Consider the following 24,313-nt stretch of genomic DNA (forward strand, 5'->3'; position numbering starts at 1 on the left):
AAATAACTACACGTTACAAACTATACCGTTATCAATCTCAACGAGAACGTGTATAATATTTAATATGGTTCTCAACATTTATACTTCCTAGCCTATATGGAATCATAAAATTGCACAGCCTTAGTGGAAGCATAAAATTGCAAAAATGCAAATTTATGATTCAAGTAACAAACTCTACCTTGCCTACTTCTGTCTCGAAAGAAGATAGACTTCCCCGCGACAGGGTGAAGTCGCTTTGTTGGAAACGGTTGTAAGCGATCGCGAAGGTGTGGCGATCGCGCTTAACTTCCCCGCGACAGGGTGAAGTCGCTTTGTTGGAAACCATTCTAAATCACTGCGATCGTTTGTACGCCAGATATCTTCCCAGCGACAGGGTGAAGTCGCTTTGTTGGAAACCGGACTTCTCCTTCCATTGTGTTAAAGACCATTTCACTTCCCAGCGATAGGGTGAAGTCGCTTTGTTGGAAACTTGAGTATATTAAAGACTCCAATTGGATTGGATGACTTCCCAGCGACAGGGTGAAGTCGCTTTGTTGGAAACGGTAGCCGCACAGCTATGGGGCGATCGCTATTATCGGTAAAACTTCCCAGCGACAGGGTGAAGTCGCTTTGTTGGAAACTTGTACATATCTAATGCAACATAAAACATATCACTCTTCCCAGCGACAGGGTGAAGTCGCTTTGTTGGAAACCCGTAAGTATACTGCCTGGGCATTCCAGCAGCTGCCTATTCCCAGCGACAGGGTGAAGTCGCTTTGTTGGAAACTCACCATGCTGCGATCGTAGTTCCTCCAGCATTGCTTCCCAGCGACAGGGTGAAGTCGCTTTGTTGGAAACCGCTCAGGAGGCGTTTTAGCCTCAAATGAGGAATAATTCCTAGCGACAGGGTGAAGTCGCTTTGTTGGAAACGAACCCTTTTTATGTAATAAGGATTAGCGTTTCTAATTTTCCAGCGACAGGGTGAAGTCGCTTTGTTGGAAACGATCGAGTGATTACCCAACACCAAGCGTTAACTCTGGTTCCCAGCGACAGGGTGAAGTCGCTTTGTTGGAAACTCGCGCCTCTCAATGTATTGGTACTCGTACTGTTGCTAACTTCCCAGCGACAGGGTGAAGTCGCTTTGTTGGAAACTATATATTTGAAGCTAGCCCTTTTGTAAATGGTTTCCCGACGACAGGGTGAAGTCGCTTTGTTGGAAACACCATACCCAGCTTGTACTCTGGATTATGAGAAACTTCCCAGCGACAGGGTGAAGTCGCTTTGTTGGAAACCCCAGCACTTACCCTCATGCCATTAGGAGTTGTGGCGATCGCTTCTAGTAACCCGATGATGTGGCTTTGTTAGAATCAAATTTTGCATCTACCGCTTGGGAATCAAAAATGACGTGTCAGTGTTAATGCTTCCCAGTTCAGTCTTTAAGATGATAATGGAGGTAATAAGAACATTTACCTTTTACATTAATATTCTGGTTACGGAGTATGGTGAATTTCTAGAAACTGGAGGTGAACATGACTCAAGCGCTACCAAAACTAGTAACATTTGAAGAATTCGTCAAGTGGAAACCTGACGGTGGACGTTATGAACTACACGATGGAGTAATTGTTGAAATGCCACAGCCATTGGGCGATCATGAAGACATTATTGGCTTTTTGGTTGAAGAAATAGTCGCGGAATATAGACGGTTGAGATTTCCTTACTTCATACCCAAAACAGCGCTAGTTAAACCACCCGAAAAAAAATCTGGCTATTCACCAGATGTATTATTGTTAAACCGTGCAAATCTTAAAAATGAAGAACTATGGAAAAAGGAATCGACTGTAAGTCAAGCAGCATCTATCCCTTTGGTGGTTGAGGTAGTTAGTACCAATTGGCGAGATGATTATCATAAAAAATATGCTGACTATGAAGAAATGGGAATTCCTGAATATTGGATTGTTGATTATGCCGCTTTAGGAGGTAGGGAATTTATTGGCGATCCTAAACAACCTACTATATTAGTTTGCTCATTGGATGATGGTGAGTATCGGATTAAAAAGTTTAGGGGTGACGAGCGTATCGTATCCCCTACATTCCCAGAGCTTACCTTAACTGCTCAACAGATTTTTGGTGCTGGGATTGAGTCAGCGTGAATCCTGCAAAGCACGCCCCATCAAACGCACGGCTTCTCAAAATATAACCCTACCCCTTATGTCGCTGCGTCCACCAGACAATGGAATCGCACAGAGAAGTCAACACAGCCAAAGCCACGCGCTGATCGGATAACTCCATCTGCCACAACTTCTCACTCATCGCTTGGACTGTTTTCACATCATCGGCGTTAACGTTATCATTGGGCAACGTCACACCAGCACGCTGCATAATCTTCACCAGTACTTCCCAAGTTTCCTTCCAATATAGGGATTTGTTCGGCTCTTTTTTCTGAAGACGTAAATGCTCACCCCAAAACCTTTCCAATCCGTAGGCAACAGCCATTCGCATTTTGTAGGATTGATTGAGGGAATTTTTTTCCCGTTGTTTTGCTGCTAAAACCAGCTTTTGCGCTTCTTGATCTAAACCGTAGGAATACCAAGCCATTATTTATACTCTCCTCCTAATGTAACGCGGCAACGACCAAACCCAACTGATTCCAAACCACCAAAATAAAGTTCACTGGATTCAGAATCACCAAAAGGTTTCCACCCCTTTTCTTTCAAAGCGACTGGAAACACCAAGATGCTTCCTTCTGGTAACGCTTCCACGTTAAAAAATCCCCCTCTATCCGTGTCTACTTTTTTCACTTCATCAAGCAACTTGACTCGACTTTGGCGATAGAGTCCCATATCATGCAACATGGCAATATCGTTATCCCCGACAACCACAAGGTTTGATGCTGGTAAGTCCGTACCGCTAGGAATCCATTGTGATAAATCAGCTTCCTGTTCTATCTCCATAAATCCCAAGTTGAAAAATAGGACTTTGCGATTAACTCCTACCTGTCGCCCTTGGAGAGTTTTCGGTGCAGTGTAAGCTGCGGGTATTGACTCAGAAATTCCCGCAATCAGCTTGTATCGTTTTAACAAGCGAGGACAACTAATCCAAACCACGGGTTGACCGGGACAAAACACTGGCAACCACACTAATGAGGCATATTCAAACTTAACGAGTGCTTCTGTAGTGCCTCCGTCTTCTCGCCCTTCCACAACATGATGCCCGTACCAATTGGCTTCCATACCTGCTTCATTAGCACGCATATCAGCACGGAAGCGACCGCGTATCGAACTACCGGGAATAATTCCCGTTTGCGTGAACTGATCTCGGAATATCAGATTGAGGTTGCCAGTTTCTTCACCTGCACTGGCTCCCACATGGAGAGGAGCCAAAGTTTCAATAATTCCGTATGCTCTTTTATACATTTAACTGTAAATCTTTTAATAATGTATCAATTTATTCGTGACTCCGGCGTATATTCTAAGTACCTGCTTTCTCTGTTGCCAAAGGCAATGCCAAGCCGCATCCCCAGCGTTTGAAGGAATAAGCCTCAGTGGGAAACCAAGATTCTGACCAATTATGCCAAGGTAAGTTAAGCTGTTCTTTGAGAACGTAGACGCTACCAGATGGGACGGCGTAACGTCCGCGAGATAAACGTTTAGTTTTACCGTTACCGCCTAGCCGATACCGAAATGGCATAGGACGTTCTGTGAGGAAGGTTTCTATCTGCCAAGCAGATTCCCAACTGTTTTGCTGATAAATCATTGGTTCTCGGTAAGATAGGCGATTGGAACCCCAAACGGCAGGAGTAATCAGGGTAAAGTGTTTGCCGACTGGTTGGTTGAACAGCTTTTGGGTTGACTCGGAAATAGGAAGCGATCGCACATCCACCATGTGTCCTTCACCACCGAAGCGATACCAGCCATCAGGTAAAGGAATGTTGCTGAGGTAGATTAAGCAGGTATCGGGATGCATCTGCACGGCGTTTTCCAAAAACAGACTGCCTTGGGTGCTGTCTGTATCAACTTTGCGCTGATTCAGTTCCAGTCGGGGATGCAAGTGCGGCAGGTATTCCCAAGGCTTCTCACTCACGTACTGGGGTTGATGCCACTCATTGATTGCAATCCAACTACCGCTTTTAAACTTACCCGATACCAGCGGTAGCCATTGCCCTGTTCCGTCTTCGTCTTTGTGCCAAGATAATCGGTGCTTGATTTCACCCTTTTTAATTTCACCTTTTTTAGTATGTTTCTCCATTTGCACTAAGTAATTCAACGGTGTGGGGACGTAGAAATTTTCTGGTTCCTTGCTATACGCCCAAAATGCCCCAGCAAGTCTTAGTGATTCTAGTTCATCGCTGGTATAAGTTGCAGCATATAACCCCGACACCGTGGCAGCACTGGGGGGAAAGCTGATACCAGAACGCCCGACTAAATTCTCTGGCGAGAGGAACCGCCCCGCACTGCCATACAGTAATCCCAAAGGTTCAATAATAATTAGGTATTGGAACATAAATGAAACCCAACTTTAGCAAGGTTAATAATCCACTCGTTAACTAGATGTACTTCTTGATATTCTTCCCTTGCGTTACCCAAAATTCCCGTTTTGTTGTCTTTATCCCACAAGTGTTTCTCTAAGGTAGCGCGATTATTTTCACCAAAGTAAACTTCAAACAGTGCCAAAGCTACTTCTGATTGATTACCCTCAAAGGCGTGACGAGATTCCAGCACGGCGATATCATTATATATATGCGTCCAATTTTGCTTACCGTTACGGTCAGAATAACTCTCCAAAACATCCTTGAGAAACCACCAAGGACAAACCCATTCCATCCAGTTACCTCCGTTGAAGAGAATTCGCAACGCAATGCGATCGCGTCCATTACTCTTAGCCGACTTCTCCGCTTCCCGGCAATGTTGCAACACATCCCGCTGTGGCACACCATATCCAGCCCAAACAAAGCCAACACTGACAGTAATTTCTCGTCCATGTTTGCGCCACAGTTCCGGAAAAGTGTAGAACCAACGCAAACATTCTTGGGCAGTTAATTCTGGTTCTGGGGCATTGCGATAAAATACTCCCAGGAAATCATCCCCACCTGCATAGACAACTCGACCCAAACCTTTGTTTACTGACGGTTTCAGCCATTCCTTGCCCCAGTTCAGCATTGCCTTACTGAATTGCTTGAGACTTTCCTCTTCTATACCATACTTTGCCTTATCTTGCAAGTATTTACCAATGCTGTCGCCATCGCCTTGAAACCAGCCTGTAAAACGTTTTTCTTCCCAACGGTTAAGATCGCGGAAGCTTTCGGGAATTTCCACGCTGGGTAGTTGATTGGATGGGAGCTTCAGTTTCTCAGCTATGACATTATAAGTAATCAGCCGCTTAATTAGTTCGGGAATGCTCAACTGCTCACTTTCATCAACAAAAGCTTCCCCTAAAGGTTTTAGCTGACGCAACTGAGTGTAAAACGAACGGATTTGTTGAGCTTCTGCGGTGAGGTTGCGTTCCTTTGGGTTGCGGTTGCGCCCCATCCCAAAGTGGGCGATCGCATCTGCACCAGATAGGGTAGAACTTTCACCTTGCCAGTTAATACCAGTCCAGTTACGCGATCGCTTAATGTCGTTCAACTTGCGCCTGACATCACTAATGCTTTTACCTTGCGCCCAAAAGAACTCCCAAGCATGATTTGTCCACAATTCCCACTCCTGCCGCCACTGATATTCCCCCGGAATCTGGCGTTCTATCCACTGCTGACAAGTGCGGGTGAGAGTTTTCCAGGCGTAGTTGAATACAGCAGACGCCTCCTTTTGGTCGAAACCACCAAGTATAATTATTTGGTTAGGAGTGCCTTGCACAACATTAATAGTTGCTGGCGATACAACATGATGATCTTGGTTTTCGGCAGCTTCGCATACCGCATAGGCTAAGTAGGAAAGGATAAATGAACTGCCATACAAGTCTCGCAGTTTCCGGGATTTTTCGATGAAACCCTGAACAGGTGCAAAGGTGATAGCGGTGTAAATAGTCTCTGTCATCAACGCGGTTATTACGACATAACTAGATTTAATCAATTTATACTTTAACAGACGGTTGGAAAGGGACTTTTCCAGCAAATTCAAAATGCAAAATCAAAAATAATATTTAAATTACCCACTATGTTAATCGACTATCATCAAAAATCCAGGAAACCCCCATTCTTTCGTTGAGGCGCTCGATTTATTACTCTGTAATGGTTTCAGCCTTTTTTACAGCAAAATTTCTCGCAATTGTAGCGACAAAAATCCCATAGCTCGCAAATGGGTTTTAGATGCTATTGTAAGTAAGGCTTTCAAAAGCAGCCTCCCCGCGACAGGGTGAAGTCGCTTTGTTGGAAACAAATTCCGTCCAGAGATAGATGCAATATTAAGAGATTCCCGGCGACAGGGTGAAGTCGCTTTGTTGGAAACTTGATCACCACTTCACCTGATTCAATAAAGTATTCCCGCTCCCCGCGAAAGGGTGAAGTCGCTTTGTTGGAAACATTTATTTGAGCTGCTACTTCAGCGTTTTTCACGTCTGCTCCCCGCGACAGGGTGAAGTCGCTTTGTTGGAAACAACCTCTCAATCATTTCTAACAACCCTTCTTTGTCAGCTCCCCGCGACAGGGTGAAGTCGTTTTGTTGGAAACGCGACATCAATAAGTTCGTAAAATCGGTTCAAGTAGGCTCCCCGCGACAGGGTGAAGTCGCTTTGTTGGAAACTCTAACTGAACCTTGACCCCCGCACCTTTCCGTAAATAACTCCCGGCGACAGGGTGAAGTCGCTTTGTTGGAAACGGAAGTATCTTTGCTTCCATAAAAATACCCTTATCTAGAACTCCCGGCGACAGGGTGAAGTCGCTTTGTTGGAAACGCATCTCCACACTCACAGCGTTCGTGAGGGTTTTATCTCCCGGCGACAGGGTGAAGTCGCTTTGTTGGAAACCCTAAGACGCTTGCTAATTACCAGCAAGCTTTGAACTCCCGGCGACAGGGTGAAGTCGCTTTGTTGGAAACTTCTTCTTAGCAGCAAACATTCCCTTGCAGATGCGGGCAAACTCCCGGCGACAGGGTGAAGTCGCTTTGTTGGAAACCATCTGATATGGAGAAGGTAGCGATCGCAGGTGCAATGCTCCCGGCGACAGGGTGAAGTCGCTTTGTTGGAAACGATAAATTAGAAGAGTGCGAACACAAAGTAGCCATTACACTCCCGGCGACAGGGTGAAGTCGCTTTGTTGGAAACAAGGCTGACACTGCTTTGTACTTATCTTCCCCTGACTCCCGGCGACAGGGTGAAGTCGCTTTGTTGGAAACTAATAAGTATTTTTACCCAAGATCTATCTCTATGTTTACTCCCGGCGACAGGGTGAAGTCGCTTTGTTGGAAACAACTTGCCCCGATGCCGAGGACTAAAGCTTTTATCACTCCCTCCCGGCGACAGGGTGAAGTCGCTTTGTTGGAAACAATCACGCTTTCTAGACGCCTTTTGTAACTTAGCCTCCCGGCGACAGGGTGAAGTCGCTTTGTTGGAAACGGAAAAAGCCACTTCTGCTCATCTGGATGTAAATCTAGGACTCCCAGCGACAGGGTGAAGTCGCTTTGTTGGAAATGCTGATCGAAGAAAATTCCTGACCGCTTGGCTGCAAAATACTCACTTATCTTTGGTATGAGGTGCGATCGCAAAGCGTCGGTTTCGCCAAATCGCACCTCATGTTCATCTTTCACCTAGTTGATTGCTTTAAATAAAAGCTGCAAGGAAATCGTCATCGTGGCGAAAAGAGTACTCGATCGAGGACTGGGCAGGGTCGGTTGTTACTCCTAGTATCAAGATAGATTTCATGGCGATCGCCATAGGAGATGGATTCATGACTGACTCACAAAAGCACATCATTGGCTTGGTAGTTTATCCTGGCATGACGGCACTGGATATTGTCGGACCCCAGACAGTGTTTAGTTCGCTTCCCGGTGTCGAGTTACACCGCATCTGGAAGACGCTAGACCCGATCAAAACCGATGACGGAATGATGATTGTGCCGGATACCACCTTTGACAATTGCCCGCCCTTGGACGTGATCTGTGTCGGCGGCGGCATAGGACAAATGAAAGTCGTAGACGATCCACAAGTGCTTGATTTTGTCCATAAACAGGGAAGTACCGCAAAGTTCGTCACCTCTGTGTGTGGTGGGTCTGAATTTCTGGCGAAGGCAGGGCTGCTCCAAGGCTATCGCGCAGCAACGCACTGGATGACTCGTGAACAGCTTACAAGTTTGGGTGTTGAGGTTGGATGTGAGCGAGTCGTAATTGACGGTAATCGCATGACGGGTGGGGGTGTGACTACAGGTATTGATTTTGGTCTAACAATCGCTGAAATGCTGTGTGGTGAAGAAGCCGCCAAGATCGCTCAACTCTTGATTGAGTATGATCCAGCCCCTCCGTTCGATGTTGGTTCACCGGAGAAGGCAGGACCTGAGTTAGTGCAAAAGGCAATGTCATATGCTGCGGGAACATTAGGTTTAATAGTTGACTAGAGATGGTTCATGATGCTGCTTTTAGCCCAGCATCGATATTTTCTGATGCGCGTATTGCTTCTAAACGTTTGAGGTAAAACTCATCCATTTTGGCAATAAATTTACCATCAATAATTTCAACCCCTAAAGCATCAGAAACTGCTAAAAAATCTAGGAATGTTGCGTTTTGATAGTCTTTATCTTCAAATAATTTAATTTGTTCTTCGCTGCGATCGCACAGTGAAGCAAGTTCTTTTTGCGTAATTTTGAAGGCAATTCTGGCTTTTATTAATAAGTCAGATATTTTGTTCATACACTCTACCGAGAGTGTGATAGATTCATTGGGGTTATGAGTTACTAGTGCTTCATATTCAGCTACCTGTTCTAAAAGGTCACTTTGTTGAGAAGTGACCCCATCATAATGAAGTTGCCAAACATCAGATTGATTCTTTTTCTTTTCTTCATCTTGTACTAGAGCAGCGGTAGCTCGCCCCATTTTCTCTACCCAGGATTTAGTGACGTTGTACTCTAGCTCATTTTTAATCATAGCTCCACCTCAATAAATCTATAGCAATGATACCTTTTTTATTTTGTCTCCTGTCGAGTTGAAAGAAATCTATAGATGTTGTACCTTCATCATCAACTGGCTGATCCGAACGAAACAACTCACCCTTATATTTAGCTTTCTGTGCTGCCCGTTTATTAGAAAAATTTAATAATGTAGGTGCATTTTTTCGCAGGTAATCCATATCAACATCATCTGGCTCCCAGCAAGCATCAAAATCATTTGGTTTTGGTTCACTGGTAACAAAAGAACCATTAATATAAAAAATTCTACATCCAGCAGCTTTTAATTGTGACATTGCTGCTGACATTCCTAGAATCATTTGTGCGCGTCTTGGTGTATACCCAAACTTCTCTTTAAATTCATCCCAATCGCAAAAATGCACACCAGGAGGTAAATTACCATTTTCATCAAATTCAGGAATCATTAATAACTAGTTGTTACCAAAAACTTCATCAAAAGCATATCATAAAAGCTAATCAATTTTATAAATCAAATGCTAAATCGAACCTATAAAACTACGTAGACCATAGGGGAGCTACTATACAAACCGTATCCACACGCAACACTTGTGTTAATCCCAAGAATTTTGGCTCTTGTTCTTTCTCAACTAGTTGTAAGTTATAACCGTAGATTTTGTAATCAATTACATCCGTAACAATTTTTTTTCAATTATATAAACTCTTTAATTATTGTTTATATTGCTAGAAAAAGTGAGAGTTCATGTCCTGAAACGTAATAAACTCATGCTTAAGATAAAAATTCTTTGCTTGCAAATTGATAGCATCTACTCAGACTGCAAATATACCAATTTCTTGAGAAGCCCTAACTGCACGTTCCAAGGCATCGACTAACAATTCTGTACCTAAACCTTATCCTTATTTTTTAGCGTTTGAATAAATATTAACTTTATCAGCGGCAAATGAACATACCAATTAACAAAGCAAAGGTGCGATCGCACCCTAAACGCGATCGCCCCCCAATTCTCAAAGTTAGCTACCGTATTTAACAGTACAACCATAAGGTTGAGTCACCGAAGGATCTACCTTCTGTCCCTTCGATACAGTATCCAGAGCTGCACTAACGTAATTCTTCGCTTTTGGGACGTCTGCTTGATCTGAAGAAGAAATACTATCAATAGCCCCCATATAAGCCAGAGTACCATTAGAAGCAATCACGTACATATGAGGAGTTGTACGAGCATTGTAGAGACGACCAATTTTACCATCTGAATCAAGTAAAACGGCAGTTGGTGCAGCGCCACGGCTTTTAGTCAGTTCGTTAGCTTGCGCCCCATTCACATTTCCCTGCTGCCCTGGCGCAGAGGAATTTATCGATAACCAAACAACTCCCTTACCATTAGCAGATTTTTGTAACTTCTGCATATTCCCTGAGTCATAATGTTTCTTGACAAAAGGACACTGGTGATTCGTCCATTCCAAAACCACAACTTTCCCCTTAAAGTCACTCAAGCGATGGCTCTTACCGTTACTGTCAACTCCTGTAAAATCTGGTGCTGGTTGCCCCACTCTCAAAGGTGCAGCAGCAATTTTGGTGTTACTAACTGTTTGGGCATTGCTAATTGACTCCAGATTTAAGCTACTCCCAACACTAGCACCTACAGCGATCGCACCAACAACAGCTATTCCCAGTAATTGTTTTTTCATCATTATTAGTTGCTCCTTTATCAACTGACTTTAGAAAGTGAGTCTTGCACTATTGCAGGCGTCAAAACTTGCGGTAAGATTAAAGGCTGTTGCTCCAAGCCTGTAGGATAAAAAACGTAGAGCGGTACACCACTCCTGCCAAATTTGCTCAGCGCTTCTGTAATATTAGGATTCCGGTTTGTCCAATCGGCTTTAATTAAAGTCACACCTTTGTCTTGAAAAGCTGCCATCACCTCTGGCTGACTCAGCGCCACTCGCTCATTCACCAAGCAAGTGATACACCAAGAAGCAGTAAAATTGATGAACACTGGCTGACGAGATGAGCGTAGACTTTCCAGTTGCTCTACAGTATAAGGTTTCCACAGTGTCTGACTAGCAGAATTCGTGGAACCCGGCTCGGCAACTGGAGTTGGGTTTTGAACTAGCCCAGTCAGCGTTACTGCTAGGGCAACTGCTACTAATGAGCCAACCAACCCGAATCGCCGCCAAAACTGGCGCGACATCTGAGTTTTTTGATGCAGCCAAGCGGCAAAACCAATTAGAATCATACCACCTAGTGCAACTGCTAGTCCATCAGTTCCCGCCTGTAGTGTCAACACCCACACTAACCAAGCACTGGCTGCGTACATGGGAAATGCGAGAATTTGTTGGAAGGTTTCCATCCACGCTCCTGGTTTGGGAAGGAAACGTCGCAACGCTGTAGTAAAGCTCAGCAGTAGATATGGTAATGCTAACCCGAATCCTAGTGTCATGAGTATGGCGATCGCTACAGCAGCCGGTTGTGTCAGTGCCACACTCACCGCCGTTGCCATAAATGGAGCAGTACAAGGAGTTGCCATCACAGTTGTCAGCACTCCCGTGAAGAATTCCCCTGCATAACCTGAGCGCGATGTCAAGCTATGCCCTACTCCCATAATCGATGCCCCAACCACAAACACACCCGATAAGCTCAAGCCAACGGCAAACAAAACATATGCCATCAACAGTACAAACATCGGTGACTGAAGTTGGAAACCCCAACCAATCTGCTGCCCCAATCCCCGTAAAATCAGCAAAACCCCTGCCACCAAAGCAAAACTTACCAATACTCCGGCGGTAAAAACTAAACCCTGTAACCGGGTTTGCCTGATGCTGTGCTGCCCCTGCTGAGCAATATTCAGTGCCTTGAGCGATAACACTGGAAACACACAAGGCATGAGGTTGAGGACAATTCCTCCCACTAGAGCCAATATTAAAGCTTGCCAGATTGGGGAATCTGTTGTTTGGGCGGTAAGATTGGAGTTAGAAGCTGCTTTAGGTTTGGCTTGAATTGTAAATGCTTGAGTAGCGGTTTTAGAGTCGAGCTTCTCTCTTACCACTAGCACACCTTCAACAATGTTTGCCGTTTCCTGATAGCCTCTCTCTATTTTGAGAGTGATGCCATCACTGCTAATTTTCAGATTTTGTGGTGCGGCATTCTGGATTATACCATCTTTTTCAGGGAAGAACTGCACTTGTTCAATTTGCCCTGCTTGCAAAGAAGGCGCATTTACATACAGCGTTAAATCTTTTTCATCTAGGGTAAATGAAGTTTGCCATGGAGTTGGTTGGGGCAACGCCTGACGAGTGCGGGAGAAAGCCTCTGCCCAATTTGAATCTTTCGCCGGAGCGTTTGCATTTACTGGCATTGTCAATGTTGACGTTACTTGCTCTGGAATGCACTCCTCTTTACAGACTAATATATCTGCTTTGGCGCGGAGCGTAACTGGATTAGTAGGTAGTGAGGTATTGGAATTGATTTCAGTTAAAAGATATACTTCGTCTTTGTAACCGAAATTCATTAAAGGACCTACTGGTAATCGCTCAGGGTATGGAAATACTAGTTCTCCCGCATTAACTCCTTGAGTTCGTGTCCATTGAATCTTCGGTGCTGCTCCCGAATCGCCAGGATTTTTCCAGTATATATGCCAGCCCGGACGAATTTTGATTTGCAATGCTACCCACAATGGAGTACCAGGCTGAATCGTTTTTACCTCACTAACAAGCTGCCCCTGCACATTACTACTTTTGGTGGATGCCGCCCAGGCAACATCCATGCTGATTGTACACCAAGCGATCGCCACCGCTACGATCCATGTGAGCGATTGCGCGAAGCGCAGTGGGCTAAAGCCCAATCGCGTCACTAACTTGTTTAAACAAACTTTGTTAGCTGCTAATATTTTCCCACCTTGTAAAGTCATAGTGCCGCTACTTGGGTTGAGAAGGCGCTATTTACCAATCACAAACCAAGTATAAGCTGTGAATGTGACAAAAAAATGACAAGACAAATATTTGACAGATGTATTTACCAGCAAAACAGCCTTCCGCTCAACAAACATACCATTGGCTCTTGTTTTTGGCATCATCACTTAAACAAGAAAATGCCAAAGAGTTTTTAATTGAAAGAATGCAGCCTTATTGGTTACAAACTCCTCAACAAAAGTGTTTATATCAAATTAGTGTGGGGCTAATTACTGGGCTGCTGATTGGGTTGATTTATGGGTTGACTACGGGATGGATTGGGGCAGGTATTGGGGGAGTAAGTTATGGGCTAATTTTAGGATTTACTCAAAAAATCTATCCGATTGTCAGTCTTAAATTTTCAATTGAATACGCCAAAGTTCGGTTGTTTGAATCGGTGTTGTCAGGATTGTGGTGGGGGCTAGTTTATGGTGTGATTGATGCGTTAATCTGTGGCTTAATTTGGGGAGTCTCTGAGGGTATTTGGGGAATGATTCAGGTGGTGATTTGGGGGTTGGTAGAAGGGTTAATTTGGGGAGTATTTGTTCCGGAATTTAAACAAACAACTGTGAGCAATCAAGGGATTAGAGAGTCAGCCAAAAATGCTGTAATTTTTACGCTTATTGGGGGCGTAGCTTGGTTGCTACTTTATGTAATGGTACTTATAGCGGTGGATAAACATGACGAATTTAACTCTTTACTACTCGATGGAATTAGTTCTGGGTTGTTTTTTGGTATCTATGTTGGGGGTTTAGCTTGTTTACAGCATTTCATTCTACGCTTGATTCTGTGGTGGAATGGCTATATCCCCTGGAACTATGGTAAGTTCCTTGACTATGCTACTGAGCAGGGATTTTTGGAACGAGAGGGTGGATACCGATTCAAACACTCTTGGTTGCAAGAGCATTTTGTTTCTCTTTGCGAGTAGGATGTAGGCTTCTACCAGATCAAGCTATCGTTTGTTACTATATGGTAGTTGTCTCCTCCTGGGAGCAAGCGCAGAGGTTTCCACACTCAAGGGAGTTTTTAGATGAAAACAGTTGACAAGAATCAATTAAAAGCTGATTTACTAGAACTTTTGCAACTTGTATTAGAAGGTGAAGAAATTTTAGTTACTGATGGAAGTAAACCAATTGTGAGAATTTCCCAGTATGAAAAAACTCTTGCAACCGAAGAATTATTTAAGAATATGCGGGGTAAAGTCAAGTATTTTGAAGATTTAACTACCCCAACCACTGAAGAATGGCAGGAAGTATAAAAATTGTCCTTGACACCTGCGCTCTAATCTGGTGGAGTCTAGATCCAGACAAACTTTCTCAAAGGGCGAGAGAAGCTTGTTATCAGATGGAACAGGAAAAGAATGGTTTAGTTCCATCAACAGCAATCTGGGAAATAGCTATCAAGATCAAAAATCATAAATTAGATTTAGGGGTAGATCTTGATGACTATATCGCAACTCTCAAACAGTCCAATGTTATCCGTATTATCCCAATTGATGAAGAAATTTGGCTCGCAAGTGTCAAATTAGAATGGGAACACCGAGATCCAGCAGATAGAGTAGTTGTAGCAGTTGCCAAAAAAAATCAAGCTGCCATTATTACAGCAGATCAAAAAATAGCTAGCTTCTACTCTTTTGTAATTTGGTAAATTAAAATTACTGTTGTATGACGACTCAACCCTATCAACCACTACTCCTTCGCATTTTGCATGGACTTAATGGTCTTTTTCTGATTGCTGCAATTTTGACGGCTTTGTGGACTTACGATACCTACGATGGACGATGGGGAAGAATTCCGCTGCCCTCGGTAAGAGAAATTGAAGGTATACACGGAACCTTTGGACTGTACACTTTGCTGATTTTTCCTGCGTTTGTATTATACTCATTCCATCGGGGGCACAAGCGGCTGATTCAGCCTGATTCGTTTGCTAAATTGGCTCAGGTTGGCAAACCCATTTGGTGGTACACATTAAACCGTTTTACCAATACGTTTGCTCTTGTGGCGTTAACGTTTGCGCTATTTAGTGGCAAGATGATGGATGAACAATGGTTGCCAAAGGGGGAATTAAATCATGGCTGGTACTATGCTCACCTAATAGCATGGGTGATTATGGTGATGGCGATCGCCCTTCACCTTTTGATGAATGCCAAGGTTGGGGGAGCACCGCTACTACTATCCATGCTCAATTGGCAATTTCGTGACAAAGATAGTCCTACTTTTTGGTTTGCTCATTTCTCCAATTGGTGGTTGAGTTTTCGACAGGGTTCCAAGTCAAACTGGTTTCGCTCCATGTCTACTTTGATGGTGCTGGAATTAGTTATTCTAATTAGCCTTGCCGCTGCCTGGATTGTTCCACTATTTAATTAAGAAGGCAGCTATGTATAGCCACTGATATCTTGACAACCCACCAAAATGATATTACGTTATTAAATAACGAGCGTTCGATATAAATTAGCCTAAGTTATGCCTAAGATTGTAGATCATGACCTATACCGTAAAGAATTGCTCAGAAAATGCTTTGATTTATTTGCCCAGAAGAGTTATGGTTCGGTGACTATGCGGCAAATAGCAGACGGTTTAGAAGTTTCCACTGGGACGTTGTATCACTATTTTCCCAGCAAAAAAGCATTGTTTGAGCAAATGGTAGAGGAAATAGCTCGGCTAGATATACTAATGGCGGCGGCGGAGTTGGAAGGTAAGCAAACGCTGCAAGAGCGTGTGGAAGCGTTGGGGAGATTGCTGGAGAAAAAGGAGGATTACTTTATTAAACAAACAAGTCTTTGGGTTGACTTTTGTCAGCATGAAGACTTTCAGGAAATGCAGAGTCATGGTGTATTTAAGCGTGCTTGTGAGCGATATCAGCAAGCAGTCTATGATTTTTTGGGTATTCAAGACCCAGTGGTCGCCTCTTTTATATTAACTGTGATTGATGGCTTAATTATAGAGAGATTATGGGGTAATGAAATGGTTTCTTTTCGCGAGCAATGTGCTTTGTTAGGCAATATGCTAACCGTATATTTACAGAAAGGAACTAAATAGATGAATTTTGAATTTTTATCTAAACCTGGAAATATACGGTTGATTGGGCTTGTTGTTGCTGCAACTGCGATCGCCAGCGGAATAATTCTTTATAGCTTTTCTCATAAGATCACCAGTCATTCAACCGTACCAATGCCAACTAAACCAACGGTAAAAAAAGTAACTGCCTTAGGAAGACTGGAGCCAGAAGCAGAGGTAATTCGCTTGTCTGCGCCTCTGGCTTTGGATGGCGATGTCTGGCGACAAGCCGCTCCGCGTCTACGCATCTCTCAAATACTAGTAAAAGAAGGCTCTCGTGTCAAAGCAGGACAAGTTTTGGCAATTTTGGACTCTCCTAAAAGATTGCAAGACGCTTTACAACAAGCACAAAAACAGATGATTGTTGCCCAAGCCAAACTTGCTCCGGTGAAGGCAGGAGCAAAAACAGGAGAAATTCAAGCACAACAATCAACCATCACCCGCTTGCAGGCGGAGTTAACAGGTGAAATTAAAACGAGAAATGCGGCGATTGCTCGTTGGCAATCTGAAGCAAATAACGCGCTTTGCTGAATATAACCGCTTTCAACAGTTATAAGCTGTTGCGCAGCTTGATTGTATAATATAATGTTAAATAAATAGCCTATGAGTGACCACCTATGCCAGCCAAAAACCATCTTTCTCAAGAGCAGAGAGAACGACTACTGAAAACATTAAAAGAGCATGACAATCCTTACGTAAGAGAGAAAATTCTGATTTTATTATTGATGAATGATGGAAAAACTTATCAAGAAATTAGTGAATTTTTAGATATTGCATATCCCACGGTAGCTTATTGGGCAGTTCACGGCGACCCAGATAATCTAGAAAGTTTTTTAGATGGAAGAAGAGAAGGTAACTTCCGTAAAGTTACTAAAGAATATGAAGATTTACTATTAGAAGTAATTGAAAAAGAACCGACAGAATATGGATATGAATTTGGTCGGTGGACTGCAGCAAGGCTAGCAACACATCTGGAAAAAATAACCGGAATTAAGTTAAGTGGCTCTCAAGTCAGAAGAATATTAGAGCGAAAAAAGTACGTTTACCTTTGGGCAAAGTATAGCCTAGAGGATAAACAGAATCCGGAAAAACGTAAAGCGTTTAAAGAAAAGCTATCGGAATATTTAAAAATTACTAAAGAAAGTCCAGAGCGTTTACAGGTATGGTTTTGGGTAAAGTCTGCCGGGAAGAGAATCTTCCCGGCGAGCTTTACGATGAAAGCGGATTTAGTTTAAGAGTGATAAGAAGAAAAAATTGGGGTCGGAAAGGTACACGAAAAAAAGTGACAGGACAAAGGAGTAATGGAAGAGTAAATATCATGGGTGGTTTACGTTATCATGATAAAAAAAGAATTAATTTTGTTATCAAAAAAGGCAATGCAGATGTATTTTATGAACAGATAAAAGCGTTGAATAGTTTTCTATTAGAAGAATGGATAGAGCAAGGAAATACATGTGATAGTTTTTATGAAAATTCTGCTAAAATAGTTATTATTCTAGATAATGCCAGTTTCCATAAACGAAAAGATATTTTAGATAAAATTGAGTCGGAAATGCCAAATATTATTCTGGAGTTTTTACCAGAATATAGTCCAGATTATAATTTAATTGAATTAGTTTGGCATTCAGCAAAAGAATATATCGCTCATAGATTGTTCGAGTCAGTATCACAGCTAGAAGAGTTGTTAATTCGATTGCTAAATGAAGGTGGTCTTATTATTAAATGGGGGCGAAAGATTAAAAATAAAGGTAATGCAGTTTATTAAATTTAGCTGCGCAACAGCTTATCAACAGGGAGCAATTTCTGCTTCTAATTTAGATAGCAAACGATTAGTTGCGGAAACAGCACAAGCACAGCTTGAACAAGCAAAATCAGCACAAAAAAGAACAGTAGAAACACTGAAAGCACAACTGAGCGAAGCCAAGGCAACCTTAAATAGGATTGCCGAAGTTCGTCCTGTGGATGTTCAAGCTGCACAAGCTGAAGTATGAAATGCTACATTGGCAATCCAACGAGCAAAAACCGACTTAGAACAAGCTTATATCAAAGCACCAACGAACGGGCAAATTCTTAAGGTACACGCGCACAGGAGAAAAAATTGATGCCGATGGTATTGCAGATTTAGCCCAGAATGACCAGATGGTAGCAGTAGCAGAAGTTTATCAAACTGATATTGGTAAAGTCAAACCCGGTCAACAAGCAGTAATTACAGGTCAAGCAATTTCTGGAAAATTGCGAGGAGTCGTTTATTTGATTGGTTTAATTGTCTCGTCATTAGTTCTTTGGGTTTTCGTTTTTTATGAGGGATCGCGTCTCCAAATGAAAAACCTGTGGATTTACATTGCTAGTAATTTGTTAGGGGGCGTTACGCTTGGGCTACCTCTGTTTCTTTTGATGCGGCAACGAAAGTTGGAAGAAAAAGTTTTTAGCTAAAGGTTACTCAATTATGCTTGGCAAAACTCCTCTAATTTGGTTTGTAGTTGTAAAAAGAACTTATCCTTGGGCAATGGTAATTACAGTTTGGAGAGTGATTAGCTCTAGCGGAATCAAAAGGCACAGAGAAAAAGCTCGTTTCTTTTTGGCTCTAGTCAAGATTGATTTTGCTGGTATTATATCGCTGATGAATGACTTGATAATGTGACTATTTGGTTCAAAATATAACTAATATTTAGTGTATAATAACGCGATCAACTGGAGGAAGTTGCACAAATGATCACTACGGAAATTGTTTCTCTCTCGCTGTCGCAAATTGACGAGGCAAGCGAAATTCTTCAAGATGCATTTAATCAAGGACCGATATTTCGCTACCTAATTCCTGAAGCAGAACAAACAAGAGCAAATTTCCTCAGATGGTTTTTTAAGAGGGCATTACGCTATAGCCAGCATTACAACCATGTTTATACAACAGCAGGGAACTTAAAAGGTGTTGCCGTTTGGCTGCCTCCAGAACGTTCTATTGATACAAATATTTTGCAACTTATACCAACTGCGTTGGCACTACCTTTTCAACTTGGTTGGAGTAAGTTGGGACGAGGTATATCGTTATTGTCGGCAATTGAAGAACGCCACAAACTTGATATGCCTAGCCCACACTGGTATTTAAGCATCCTGGGTGTAGCACCAGCTTGTCAGGGGCAAGGAGTTGGCAGTTCACTTTTACAACCCATCCTCAAACGCGCAGATAATGAGGGTTTGCCTTGCTACCTGGAAACTGCCACGCAAAGTGCTGTGCGCTTTTACCAAAGACACGGGTTTGAAGTTGTATGGACAGGTACCTTCACAGAAGGTAGTCCCTGCCTTTGGACGATGAAGAGAGAAGCATACAGCGATTAAAACTACCAATTTCAAACCTTTGTAGAGACGTTGCATACAATGTCTCTACACAATGGTGATTTTAGCTATTTAGAAATAGCAAGGCGTCAGCTGCAATCTGCCGACCCGGCTGATATCTTTTAAGTAATATCATTTCGGGAGAATACGCTATGACTATTTGGGTAAACGAGCAAATAGATCCATCTGGGATGATACACGCTTGTATTGCTTGTTGTAATGAATCCCAAGCCCAAGATTGCCATGAGTCGTTTCAGAAAAATTTGACAGAGGTGCAAAAATCTTGGGGTTGGGTGGCGCGATTGCGGACTGTCAATTCTTGGGATGAAGTACCAGTCAATGCCCTAAAGTTGGACTAGGAGTCAGTATCCGTACAGACGTTCCGCAAAGAACGTCTGTACAGGAGAATTTATCCCTATTAATGCGCATTAGCGATAGATTTACCGCTGATTTTCGTTCCTAGTCTCTGACTGGGAATGCAATACGATGAAGCTCTGCAGGAGAGCTGTATGACATCTAGAGGCAAAGCCTCGCAAGAAACGAGCAACGAGCACAACTAAATTTTTGATTCTTAGTCCGTTTTAACGGACTTTAGCTATTAGCCATGTACTTCAGTACATGGTGTTCTGATTTGCATTTCTAATTATTTTTGGTAAATATATCACAAGAAGGTAAAAATATAAAAATTTAATCTAAAATTAATTTTTTTTTAATAATAGCTTTAAATAAACTAGATCAGTGACGAGAAATTTGTTGATTATTCTGACTAATTAGGAGTTATCATCTAGACAAAACGTCAATGAAAAGACTTGTAACAACCAAATAAAGTTAGGTGAAGTACCCGATAGTTGACACTTCTGAGCAAGGTTGTTCCATAAATTTGGTTGGCAAAACGGGACAAGCAGTTCAGATTTCAATTCACTCCCCCAGTCAGTATATCTGTGCCAACCGCGAACGGATATTACCAGACTGGAAAAATCAGCCTTCTTTTTGGGTAGTGATTGTTTTACAGCAATCACAATATGAGTTGGTGGAAAGCACACCAGAAATAGAAATAGAAAAAGAACGGTTGCGGGAAAAGTTTATGCGGTTTGGCTGTGACGTGGGATTTAACCTGCGCGATCGCGGCTATTTAACAGATTTAATCGATCCCCGTACTGGTTATCCCTTACTATCCCGCCCAGGAAAAGTTCCCCATGATGACACAGCGGTGGTAAAAGCTTTACTTGGCTATCCAGTAATTCAAAATAAATGTCGCGTGTTAGTTCACCCTAGTTGGGGAATGGCTGTTTATCCGAGTATCTTAATATCAGTAGCTGCGCCGATGGTGATTGAATGGGTGGCAAAAAGCATAGCAGCTTTACATGGTTGGAAACAGCCCAGTAGTCAATAATATAATTATGGCAGCGCAAAATTCCACCTAAGGACTCTAGTTACTTTTGTCAGATTGGCGCTAAGACTATACAAGAGCTTTACAAATCGTAAAACGATTTTTAGTCAGCTCGGATTTTTTGCTTAGCAATAGAGACAAGAGTAAAAAACATGACTGATTCTCAAAACCATAACGAACAGCTTCACAAGCTGCGCGAATTGATCAAAGATATTGACATTGGGATGCTAACCACAATTAATGAAGACGGAAGCTTGCACAGCCGTCCAATGTCAACTAACTCTGAGGTAGAATTTGATGGCGACCTCTGGTTCTTCACTTATGGCAGTTCCCATAAAGTATTGGAAATACAGATGCATCAGCAAGTTAACGTTAGTTTTTCCGATCCCAATAAACAGCGATATATATCCTTGTCTGGTACAGCACAATTAGTGCGCGATCGCAACAAAATCCAGCAATTGTGGAAACCGCAACTCAAAGCCTGGTTTCCCAAAGAACTTGAAGAACCAGATATTGCTTTGCTCAAGGTGAGCGTAGACAAGGCAGAATACTGGGATACCCCATCCAGTTTTGTTGCACATACCATTGCATTAGTCAAGGCGATCGCCACAGGTGAGAAAGCCAATGTGGGTGAAAACGAAAAAGTCAACTTGAGCTAAACACCAAGGCGCGATGATTTTTCGCGCCTATGGGGAATTGTGATCACAAACTGTGTACCCTCACCGAGGGAAGAAATACACTGCAACGTCCCACCGTGCTTCTCTGTAATAATTTGGTAACTAATAGATAAACCCAACCCAGTACCTTTACCTACAGGTTTAGTAGTAAAAAAGGGGTCAAACAATCGCTTTTGCACAGCTTCTGGAATTCCAGCACCATTATCAGCGATGCTAATAATCACATTATTGTCCTGTGTTGTAGTACTAATGCAAATCTGCGGGTTTGTCCTAAGTCCAGTGTCCTTTGTTCTTTGTTGTGAATTGTTTACTGATGACAAATGACAAATGACTAATGACTCTTCTATGGCATCAATCGCATTCGCCAAAATATTCATAAACACCTGATTGAGTTGTCCGGGGTAGCATTCCACCAATGGCAAGTCGCCGTATTCTTTAATCACCTGAATTTCCGGCAGATCAGATTTGGCTTTGAGGCGATGTTGTAAAATCATTAAGGTACTATCAATACCTGAATGAATATCCACTACCTTCATTTCTGCCTCATCTAAGCGAGAGAAGTTGCGTAGAGACAGCACAATTTGTGTAATTCTTTCCGCACCAATTTTCATTGATGTGAGTAACTTTGGCAGATCTTCGATTAAGAAATCAAGGTCGATTGCTTTTGCCTGGGCTTGAATTTCTGGTACTGGGTGGGGATAATGCTGTTGGTAAAGTTGTACTATTGTGAGTAAATCTTGGGTATGTTCATCTGCATAGCTGAGGTTGCCGTAAATAAAGCTGACTGGGTTGTTAATTTCATGTGCCACTCCCGCTACCAACTGCCCCAAACTAGACATTTTCTCACTTTGTACTAGTTGAGCGGCTAACTGTTGTGACTTAGAGCGCAACTGTGCTTCTGACTGTCGCAAAACCTCCTCTGCCTGTTTGCGCTTAGTGATGTCGTGGAGGATGACGACGTATTCAGGGAAATCTTGATGAGGTATATCTGAGACAGAAACCTCAAAAGTTTTTGCTTGGTTGTTGTAGTGTAAAGTTTGTTCGCTGCGTTTTGTCCATTTTTGGGGAGTATTTGCTAACCCAGGTAGCCATTCACTTAGGTGATGTCCTAGTATACTTGATAGGTTAAGACTCAACAAAGACTGGATGGCTGGGTTTGCCTGTCGAATTACGCCTGCTTCATTCACAACGACTATAGCGTCTTGAGCAACCATAAACAAATGTTCGGCGGCTTCCCGTGCTTCAGCAATCGCCATCACCTGAGGTAAACTTGTCAAGCTTGCGATCGCCACTCCCACATATCCTACTACTAACAGCAGTACAACTACCAGAGCCTCACCTTCTTTTGCATTCAGCTTGACACCAAACCACCAGCCCACCGAAACTGCTCCACATAACAGTAATATCAGGATATTTACCTGGAGCATCACCGAGTCTTTAATTTTGGTTGGCGATCGTGATTGATACAACTGTACCCACCAAAGAGGACTCAAAGGCGCAAAGGGAATACGACGTGCTAATGCATCAATTCCGATCATGGCAAAGGGAGCCACTAATCCAATCAAAAAATCTTGCCAACCCCAAGCATACCCTCCCACCAGTAAGACCACAACCTCCAGCAAAAAGAAGCTCAAAGCCAGTTGAGGGAAAAGTACTTCTTTTTTACCTCGTTGTAGCCAAAGCCCTAAATGCAGGATCATAAACGACATAAACCAACAGAAATTTCCTGCCACGATAATGTGAGCGACATTCCCCCAAATTAGATTGATCAAACACAAAATTAGGATTAGAGTCAGAGCAAAACCGAATATTCCCCGACGCGATACTACAGAAAATACTGGTGAAAGTTGCTTGTCAACAGCAAGTTGATACAGAATGCGAGGGCAATTGGAAACCACTGTTGCTGAACCCAATAAACAGGAACTTGCTAACAAAAAAGTAACAAACAACTGTGCAAAATGTCCCCAGAAGGGTTGAGAAGCAGAGACAAAAATCACAAAAGCGTTGTCTACATCTTCTGTTGTTGCTAAACGTGTAACTACCCAAGATCCGCCTAAAATCATAGGTGGCATCAACCAAGCAGCAATTTTGAGAAACTGTAGAGTTTCTTTGGGACGACGACTATCAGCAACAAAGGATGAAGCAGTTTCGCAACCGTAGGTTTGATAGGTAACGAAGTAGAACCATTTTGCCCAATCTACAAAGCTAAGAGAAGCCCAACTACGAGGAAATAAACCCGGACTTTCAGGAGAAAATGCTAAAAAGCTAAGTCCCTGTAAACAAAAAGCAAGTAACACGACGAAAGCGGGAATGACAAAAAACAGATGCAGAATACTTAGGGCACGAGTACCACTAAACGCCACCACAAAAGGTAGGATGGTAAAGCCAAATTTGAGAATTAGTTCTGGGCAGCTAATTCCTAATGCCTCAAGGTTCACCTTAATTAAGTCGGTAAGAATAACGGAATTAATTGATATATATGTAATCCAATTGAGAAGATATCCAATCGCGGCATAGCGAGCAACACCAGGGTAGCGCTTCCAGAGCTTAGTGATGTAATTAGGCGTTCCCCCGGCTACATCGACAAAACCTGTACCGAGATGCTTTACCTGATAATTCAGCAGCATCCCGACAATCATAGCAGGTATCCAGACAGAAATAGCTTGCGCTCCCAGTGCCGCATGAATTGCTGGAACTACTGCTACCCAGCCCATGTGGCTTGTTAAACCAAAAGCCCAAGTTTCTGGTACACTCAAGCTTCTGGCTAAGCGTTTGGATGAATATTGCTGGATTGCACTATCAGAATGAGACATATATGGGAGTGCGCTGTTATATTTTAGTCAGCCTCATTACTTATAGTTCCCATACTGCC

Annotated in this window: 27 protein-coding genes, 2 pseudogenes and 1 CRISPR repeat array; of the genes and pseudogenes, 18 read left to right on the plus strand and 11 right to left on the minus strand. The window is 42.8% G+C overall.

Annotation, left to right across the window (positions count from 1 at the left end; translation table 11 throughout):
- Positions 1–160: 160 nt before the first annotated feature.
- Positions 161–325 (minus strand): hypothetical protein, encoded by a 165-nt coding sequence (locus tag ICL16_RS47815; protein WP_420485306.1) that lies wholly within the window; start codon positions 323–325, stop codon positions 161–163.
- A 308-nt stretch (positions 326–633) separates the two neighbouring features.
- On the opposite strand from ICL16_RS47815, the gene ICL16_RS47820 reads away from it, so the two are divergent.
- The 3 genes from ICL16_RS47820 to ICL16_RS26775 all read left to right on the plus strand — a co-directional run bounded on the left by ICL16_RS47820 (position 634) and on the right by ICL16_RS26775 (position 2,129).
- A complete protein-coding gene (locus ICL16_RS47820; RefSeq protein WP_420485307.1) occupies positions 634–786 on the plus strand; it encodes a hypothetical protein in 153 nt (50 codons plus the stop codon).
- 174 nt (positions 787–960) lie between these two features.
- Positions 961–1,113 (plus strand): hypothetical protein, encoded by a 153-nt coding sequence (locus ICL16_RS47825; RefSeq protein ID WP_420485308.1) that lies wholly within the window; start codon positions 961–963, stop codon positions 1,111–1,113.
- Between the two features lie 395 nt (positions 1,114–1,508).
- Positions 1,509–2,129, plus strand: coding sequence for a Uma2 family endonuclease (locus tag ICL16_RS26775; protein ID WP_190834129.1), 621 nt, complete (start codon positions 1,509–1,511; stop codon positions 2,127–2,129).
- A gap of 49 nt (positions 2,130–2,178) precedes the next feature.
- Here the strand turns inward: ICL16_RS26775 and ICL16_RS26780 are convergent, their stop codons facing one another.
- The 5 genes from ICL16_RS26780 to ICL16_RS46930 all read right to left on the minus strand — a co-directional run bounded on the left by ICL16_RS26780 (position 2,179) and on the right by ICL16_RS46930 (position 7,857).
- Positions 2,179–2,574 (minus strand): hypothetical protein, encoded by a 396-nt coding sequence (locus ICL16_RS26780; protein ID WP_190834132.1) that lies wholly within the window; start codon positions 2,572–2,574, stop codon positions 2,179–2,181.
- Positions 2,574–3,392 carry an RAMP superfamily CRISPR-associated protein gene (locus tag ICL16_RS26785; protein ID WP_190834135.1) on the minus strand — a complete coding sequence of 273 codons (819 nt, stop codon included), beginning with the start codon at positions 3,390–3,392 and terminating at the stop codon, positions 2,574–2,576. The genes ICL16_RS26780 and ICL16_RS26785 overlap by 1 nt, the downstream gene beginning before the upstream one ends.
- Before the next feature lie 55 nt (positions 3,393–3,447).
- On the minus strand, positions 3,448–4,479 hold the full coding sequence (locus tag ICL16_RS26790) for a type III-B CRISPR module-associated Cmr3 family protein (protein WP_190834139.1): 1,032 nt from the start codon (positions 4,477–4,479) through the stop codon (positions 3,448–3,450).
- A complete protein-coding gene (locus ICL16_RS26795; RefSeq protein WP_190834143.1) occupies positions 4,464–6,008 on the minus strand; it encodes a Cas10/Cmr2 second palm domain-containing protein in 1,545 nt (514 codons plus the stop codon). The genes ICL16_RS26790 and ICL16_RS26795 overlap by 16 nt, the downstream gene beginning before the upstream one ends.
- 304 nt (positions 6,009–6,312) lie before the next feature.
- A CRISPR array of direct repeats spans positions 6,313–7,600; the repeat unit is 36 nt; unit sequence CTCCCGGCGACAGGGTGAAGTCGCTTTGTTGGAAAC.
- A gap of 128 nt (positions 7,601–7,728) precedes the next feature.
- Entirely contained in the window at positions 7,729–7,857 is a 129-nt protein-coding gene (locus tag ICL16_RS46930) for a hypothetical protein (protein ID WP_273039511.1), read from the minus strand.
- On the opposite strand from ICL16_RS46930, the gene ICL16_RS26800 reads away from it, so the two are divergent.
- Positions 7,856–8,518, plus strand: a complete 663-nt coding sequence (locus ICL16_RS26800) for a DJ-1/PfpI family protein (RefSeq protein ID WP_190834146.1) — start codon at positions 7,856–7,858, stop codon at positions 8,516–8,518. The genes ICL16_RS46930 and ICL16_RS26800 overlap by 2 nt on opposite strands.
- A gap of 7 nt (positions 8,519–8,525) precedes the next feature.
- On the opposite strand, the gene ICL16_RS26805 is transcribed toward ICL16_RS26800, so the two are convergent.
- From ICL16_RS26805 to ICL16_RS26820, 4 genes are all read right to left on the minus strand, one after another.
- Positions 8,526–9,044 (minus strand): hypothetical protein, encoded by a 519-nt coding sequence (locus tag ICL16_RS26805; RefSeq protein ID WP_190834150.1) that lies wholly within the window; start codon positions 9,042–9,044, stop codon positions 8,526–8,528.
- Complete coding sequence (locus ICL16_RS26810; RefSeq protein ID WP_190834154.1) at positions 9,037–9,489, minus strand: DUF6932 family protein; 453 nt, start codon at positions 9,487–9,489, stop codon at positions 9,037–9,039. Before ICL16_RS26810 ends, ICL16_RS26805 begins: the two co-directional genes overlap by 8 nt.
- 565 nt (positions 9,490–10,054) lie before the next feature.
- Complete coding sequence (locus ICL16_RS26815) at positions 10,055–10,732, minus strand: thioredoxin family protein (protein ID WP_190834157.1); 678 nt, start codon at positions 10,730–10,732, stop codon at positions 10,055–10,057.
- A gap of 17 nt (positions 10,733–10,749) precedes the next feature.
- Entirely contained in the window at positions 10,750–12,948 is a 2,199-nt protein-coding gene (locus tag ICL16_RS26820; protein ID WP_190834164.1) for a protein-disulfide reductase DsbD family protein, read from the minus strand.
- Between the two features lie 98 nt (positions 12,949–13,046).
- On the opposite strand from ICL16_RS26820, the gene ICL16_RS26825 reads away from it, so the two are divergent.
- The 14 genes and pseudogenes from ICL16_RS26825 (at position 13,047) to ICL16_RS26890 (ending at position 21,423) form a co-directional block, all read left to right on the plus strand.
- A complete protein-coding gene (locus ICL16_RS26825) occupies positions 13,047–13,916 on the plus strand; it encodes a hypothetical protein (RefSeq protein WP_190834166.1) in 870 nt (289 codons plus the stop codon).
- Positions 13,917–14,018: 102 nt separating this feature from the next.
- On the plus strand, positions 14,019–14,246 hold the full coding sequence (locus ICL16_RS26830) for a type II toxin-antitoxin system Phd/YefM family antitoxin (protein ID WP_190834168.1): 228 nt from the start codon (positions 14,019–14,021) through the stop codon (positions 14,244–14,246).
- Positions 14,231–14,635, plus strand: a complete 405-nt coding sequence (locus tag ICL16_RS26835) for a type II toxin-antitoxin system VapC family toxin (RefSeq protein WP_190834171.1) — start codon at positions 14,231–14,233, stop codon at positions 14,633–14,635. The genes ICL16_RS26830 and ICL16_RS26835 overlap by 16 nt, the downstream gene beginning before the upstream one ends.
- A 17-nt stretch (positions 14,636–14,652) precedes the next feature.
- Positions 14,653–15,354 carry a cytochrome b/b6 domain-containing protein gene (locus ICL16_RS26840; RefSeq protein WP_190834173.1) on the plus strand — a complete coding sequence of 234 codons (702 nt, stop codon included), beginning with the start codon at positions 14,653–14,655 and terminating at the stop codon, positions 15,352–15,354.
- 96 nt (positions 15,355–15,450) lie between these two features.
- Positions 15,451–16,026: a TetR/AcrR family transcriptional regulator gene (locus tag ICL16_RS26845; RefSeq protein WP_190834175.1), complete on the plus strand. Its 576-nt coding sequence runs from the start codon at positions 15,451–15,453 to the stop codon at positions 16,024–16,026.
- Positions 16,027–16,575: a biotin/lipoyl-binding protein gene (locus tag ICL16_RS26850; protein WP_190834177.1), complete on the plus strand. Its 549-nt coding sequence runs from the start codon at positions 16,027–16,029 to the stop codon at positions 16,573–16,575.
- An 86-nt stretch (positions 16,576–16,661) separates the two neighbouring features.
- Positions 16,662–17,809: pseudogene (locus ICL16_RS26855) on the plus strand (IS630 family transposase).
- Positions 17,810–17,828: 19 nt separating this feature from the next.
- A pseudogene (locus tag ICL16_RS46030) lies at positions 17,829–18,315 on the plus strand (HlyD family secretion protein); the annotation flags it as partial.
- 48 nt (positions 18,316–18,363) lie between these two features.
- Entirely contained in the window at positions 18,364–18,477 is a 114-nt protein-coding gene (locus tag ICL16_RS46035) for a DUF2834 domain-containing protein (RefSeq protein WP_238360977.1), read from the plus strand.
- A 13-nt stretch (positions 18,478–18,490) separates the two neighbouring features.
- Positions 18,491–18,685 (plus strand): hypothetical protein, encoded by a 195-nt coding sequence (locus ICL16_RS26870; RefSeq protein ID WP_190834183.1) that lies wholly within the window; start codon positions 18,491–18,493, stop codon positions 18,683–18,685.
- Between the two features lie 68 nt (positions 18,686–18,753).
- Complete coding sequence (locus ICL16_RS26875) at positions 18,754–19,377, plus strand: GNAT family N-acetyltransferase (RefSeq protein WP_202895743.1); 624 nt, start codon at positions 18,754–18,756, stop codon at positions 19,375–19,377.
- 149 nt (positions 19,378–19,526) lie between these two features.
- Positions 19,527–19,733 (plus strand): glycogen debranching protein, encoded by a 207-nt coding sequence (locus tag ICL16_RS26880; RefSeq protein WP_190834185.1) that lies wholly within the window; start codon positions 19,527–19,529, stop codon positions 19,731–19,733.
- A gap of 473 nt (positions 19,734–20,206) precedes the next feature.
- Positions 20,207–20,767, plus strand: coding sequence for a methylmalonic aciduria and homocystinuria type D protein (locus ICL16_RS26885; RefSeq protein ID WP_190834187.1), 561 nt, complete (start codon positions 20,207–20,209; stop codon positions 20,765–20,767).
- Positions 20,768–20,916: 149 nt separating this feature from the next.
- Entirely contained in the window at positions 20,917–21,423 is a 507-nt protein-coding gene (locus tag ICL16_RS26890; RefSeq protein ID WP_190834189.1) for a pyridoxamine 5'-phosphate oxidase family protein, read from the plus strand.
- On the opposite strand, the gene ICL16_RS26895 is transcribed toward ICL16_RS26890, so the two are convergent.
- Positions 21,420–24,254, minus strand: a complete 2,835-nt coding sequence (locus ICL16_RS26895) for an ATP-binding protein (RefSeq protein WP_190834191.1) — start codon at positions 24,252–24,254, stop codon at positions 21,420–21,422. The genes ICL16_RS26890 and ICL16_RS26895 overlap by 4 nt on opposite strands.
- Positions 24,255–24,313: the final 59 nt, after the last annotated feature.

This window comes from Iningainema tapete BLCC-T55 (assembly GCF_014698965.1).
GTDB lineage: Bacteria > Cyanobacteriota > Cyanobacteriia > Cyanobacteriales > Nostocaceae > Iningainema > Iningainema tapete.

Coding starts and splice junctions, on each gene's coding strand:
- ICL16_RS26800 (WP_190834146.1), top strand. CDS start 7,856: ATGACTGACTCACAAAAGCACATCATTGGCTTGGTAGTTTATCCTGGC.
- ICL16_RS26850 (WP_190834177.1), top strand. CDS start 16,027: ATGAATTTTGAATTTTTATCTAAACCTGGAAATATACGGTTGATTGGG.
- ICL16_RS26785 (WP_190834135.1), bottom strand. CDS start 3,392: ATGTATAAAAGAGCATACGGAATTATTGAAACTTTGGCTCCTCTCCAT.
- ICL16_RS26830 (WP_190834168.1), top strand. CDS start 14,019: ATGAAAACAGTTGACAAGAATCAATTAAAAGCTGATTTACTAGAACTT.
- ICL16_RS26880 (WP_190834185.1), top strand. CDS start 19,527: ATGACTATTTGGGTAAACGAGCAAATAGATCCATCTGGGATGATACAC.
- ICL16_RS26845 (WP_190834175.1), top strand. CDS start 15,451: ATGCCTAAGATTGTAGATCATGACCTATACCGTAAAGAATTGCTCAGA.
- ICL16_RS26840 (WP_190834173.1), top strand. CDS start 14,653: ATGACGACTCAACCCTATCAACCACTACTCCTTCGCATTTTGCATGGA.
- ICL16_RS26875 (WP_202895743.1), top strand. CDS start 18,754: ATGATCACTACGGAAATTGTTTCTCTCTCGCTGTCGCAAATTGACGAG.
- ICL16_RS26810 (WP_190834154.1), bottom strand. CDS start 9,489: ATGATTCCTGAATTTGATGAAAATGGTAATTTACCTCCTGGTGTGCAT.
- ICL16_RS26835 (WP_190834171.1), top strand. CDS start 14,231: ATGGCAGGAAGTATAAAAATTGTCCTTGACACCTGCGCTCTAATCTGG.
- ICL16_RS26805 (WP_190834150.1), bottom strand. CDS start 9,044: ATGATTAAAAATGAGCTAGAGTACAACGTCACTAAATCCTGGGTAGAG.
- ICL16_RS26780 (WP_190834132.1), bottom strand. CDS start 2,574: ATGGCTTGGTATTCCTACGGTTTAGATCAAGAAGCGCAAAAGCTGGTT.
- ICL16_RS26790 (WP_190834139.1), bottom strand. CDS start 4,479: ATGTTCCAATACCTAATTATTATTGAACCTTTGGGATTACTGTATGGC.
- ICL16_RS26820 (WP_190834164.1), bottom strand. CDS start 12,948: ATGACTTTACAAGGTGGGAAAATATTAGCAGCTAACAAAGTTTGTTTA.
- ICL16_RS26825 (WP_190834166.1), top strand. CDS start 13,047: ATGTATTTACCAGCAAAACAGCCTTCCGCTCAACAAACATACCATTGG.
- ICL16_RS26890 (WP_190834189.1), top strand. CDS start 20,917: ATGACTGATTCTCAAAACCATAACGAACAGCTTCACAAGCTGCGCGAA.
- ICL16_RS46035 (WP_238360977.1), top strand. CDS start 18,364: ATGAAAAACCTGTGGATTTACATTGCTAGTAATTTGTTAGGGGGCGTT.
- ICL16_RS26870 (WP_190834183.1), top strand. CDS start 18,491: ATGCTTGGCAAAACTCCTCTAATTTGGTTTGTAGTTGTAAAAAGAACT.
- ICL16_RS26895 (WP_190834191.1), bottom strand. CDS start 24,254: ATGTCTCATTCTGATAGTGCAATCCAGCAATATTCATCCAAACGCTTA.
- ICL16_RS26795 (WP_190834143.1), bottom strand. CDS start 6,008: ATGACAGAGACTATTTACACCGCTATCACCTTTGCACCTGTTCAGGGT.
- ICL16_RS47820 (WP_420485307.1), top strand. CDS start 634: ATGCAACATAAAACATATCACTCTTCCCAGCGACAGGGTGAAGTCGCT.
- ICL16_RS26815 (WP_190834157.1), bottom strand. CDS start 10,732: ATGATGAAAAAACAATTACTGGGAATAGCTGTTGTTGGTGCGATCGCT.
- ICL16_RS47815 (WP_420485306.1), bottom strand. CDS start 325: ATGGTTTCCAACAAAGCGACTTCACCCTGTCGCGGGGAAGTTAAGCGC.
- ICL16_RS26775 (WP_190834129.1), top strand. CDS start 1,509: ATGACTCAAGCGCTACCAAAACTAGTAACATTTGAAGAATTCGTCAAG.
- ICL16_RS46930 (WP_273039511.1), bottom strand. CDS start 7,857: ATGAATCCATCTCCTATGGCGATCGCCATGAAATCTATCTTGATACTA.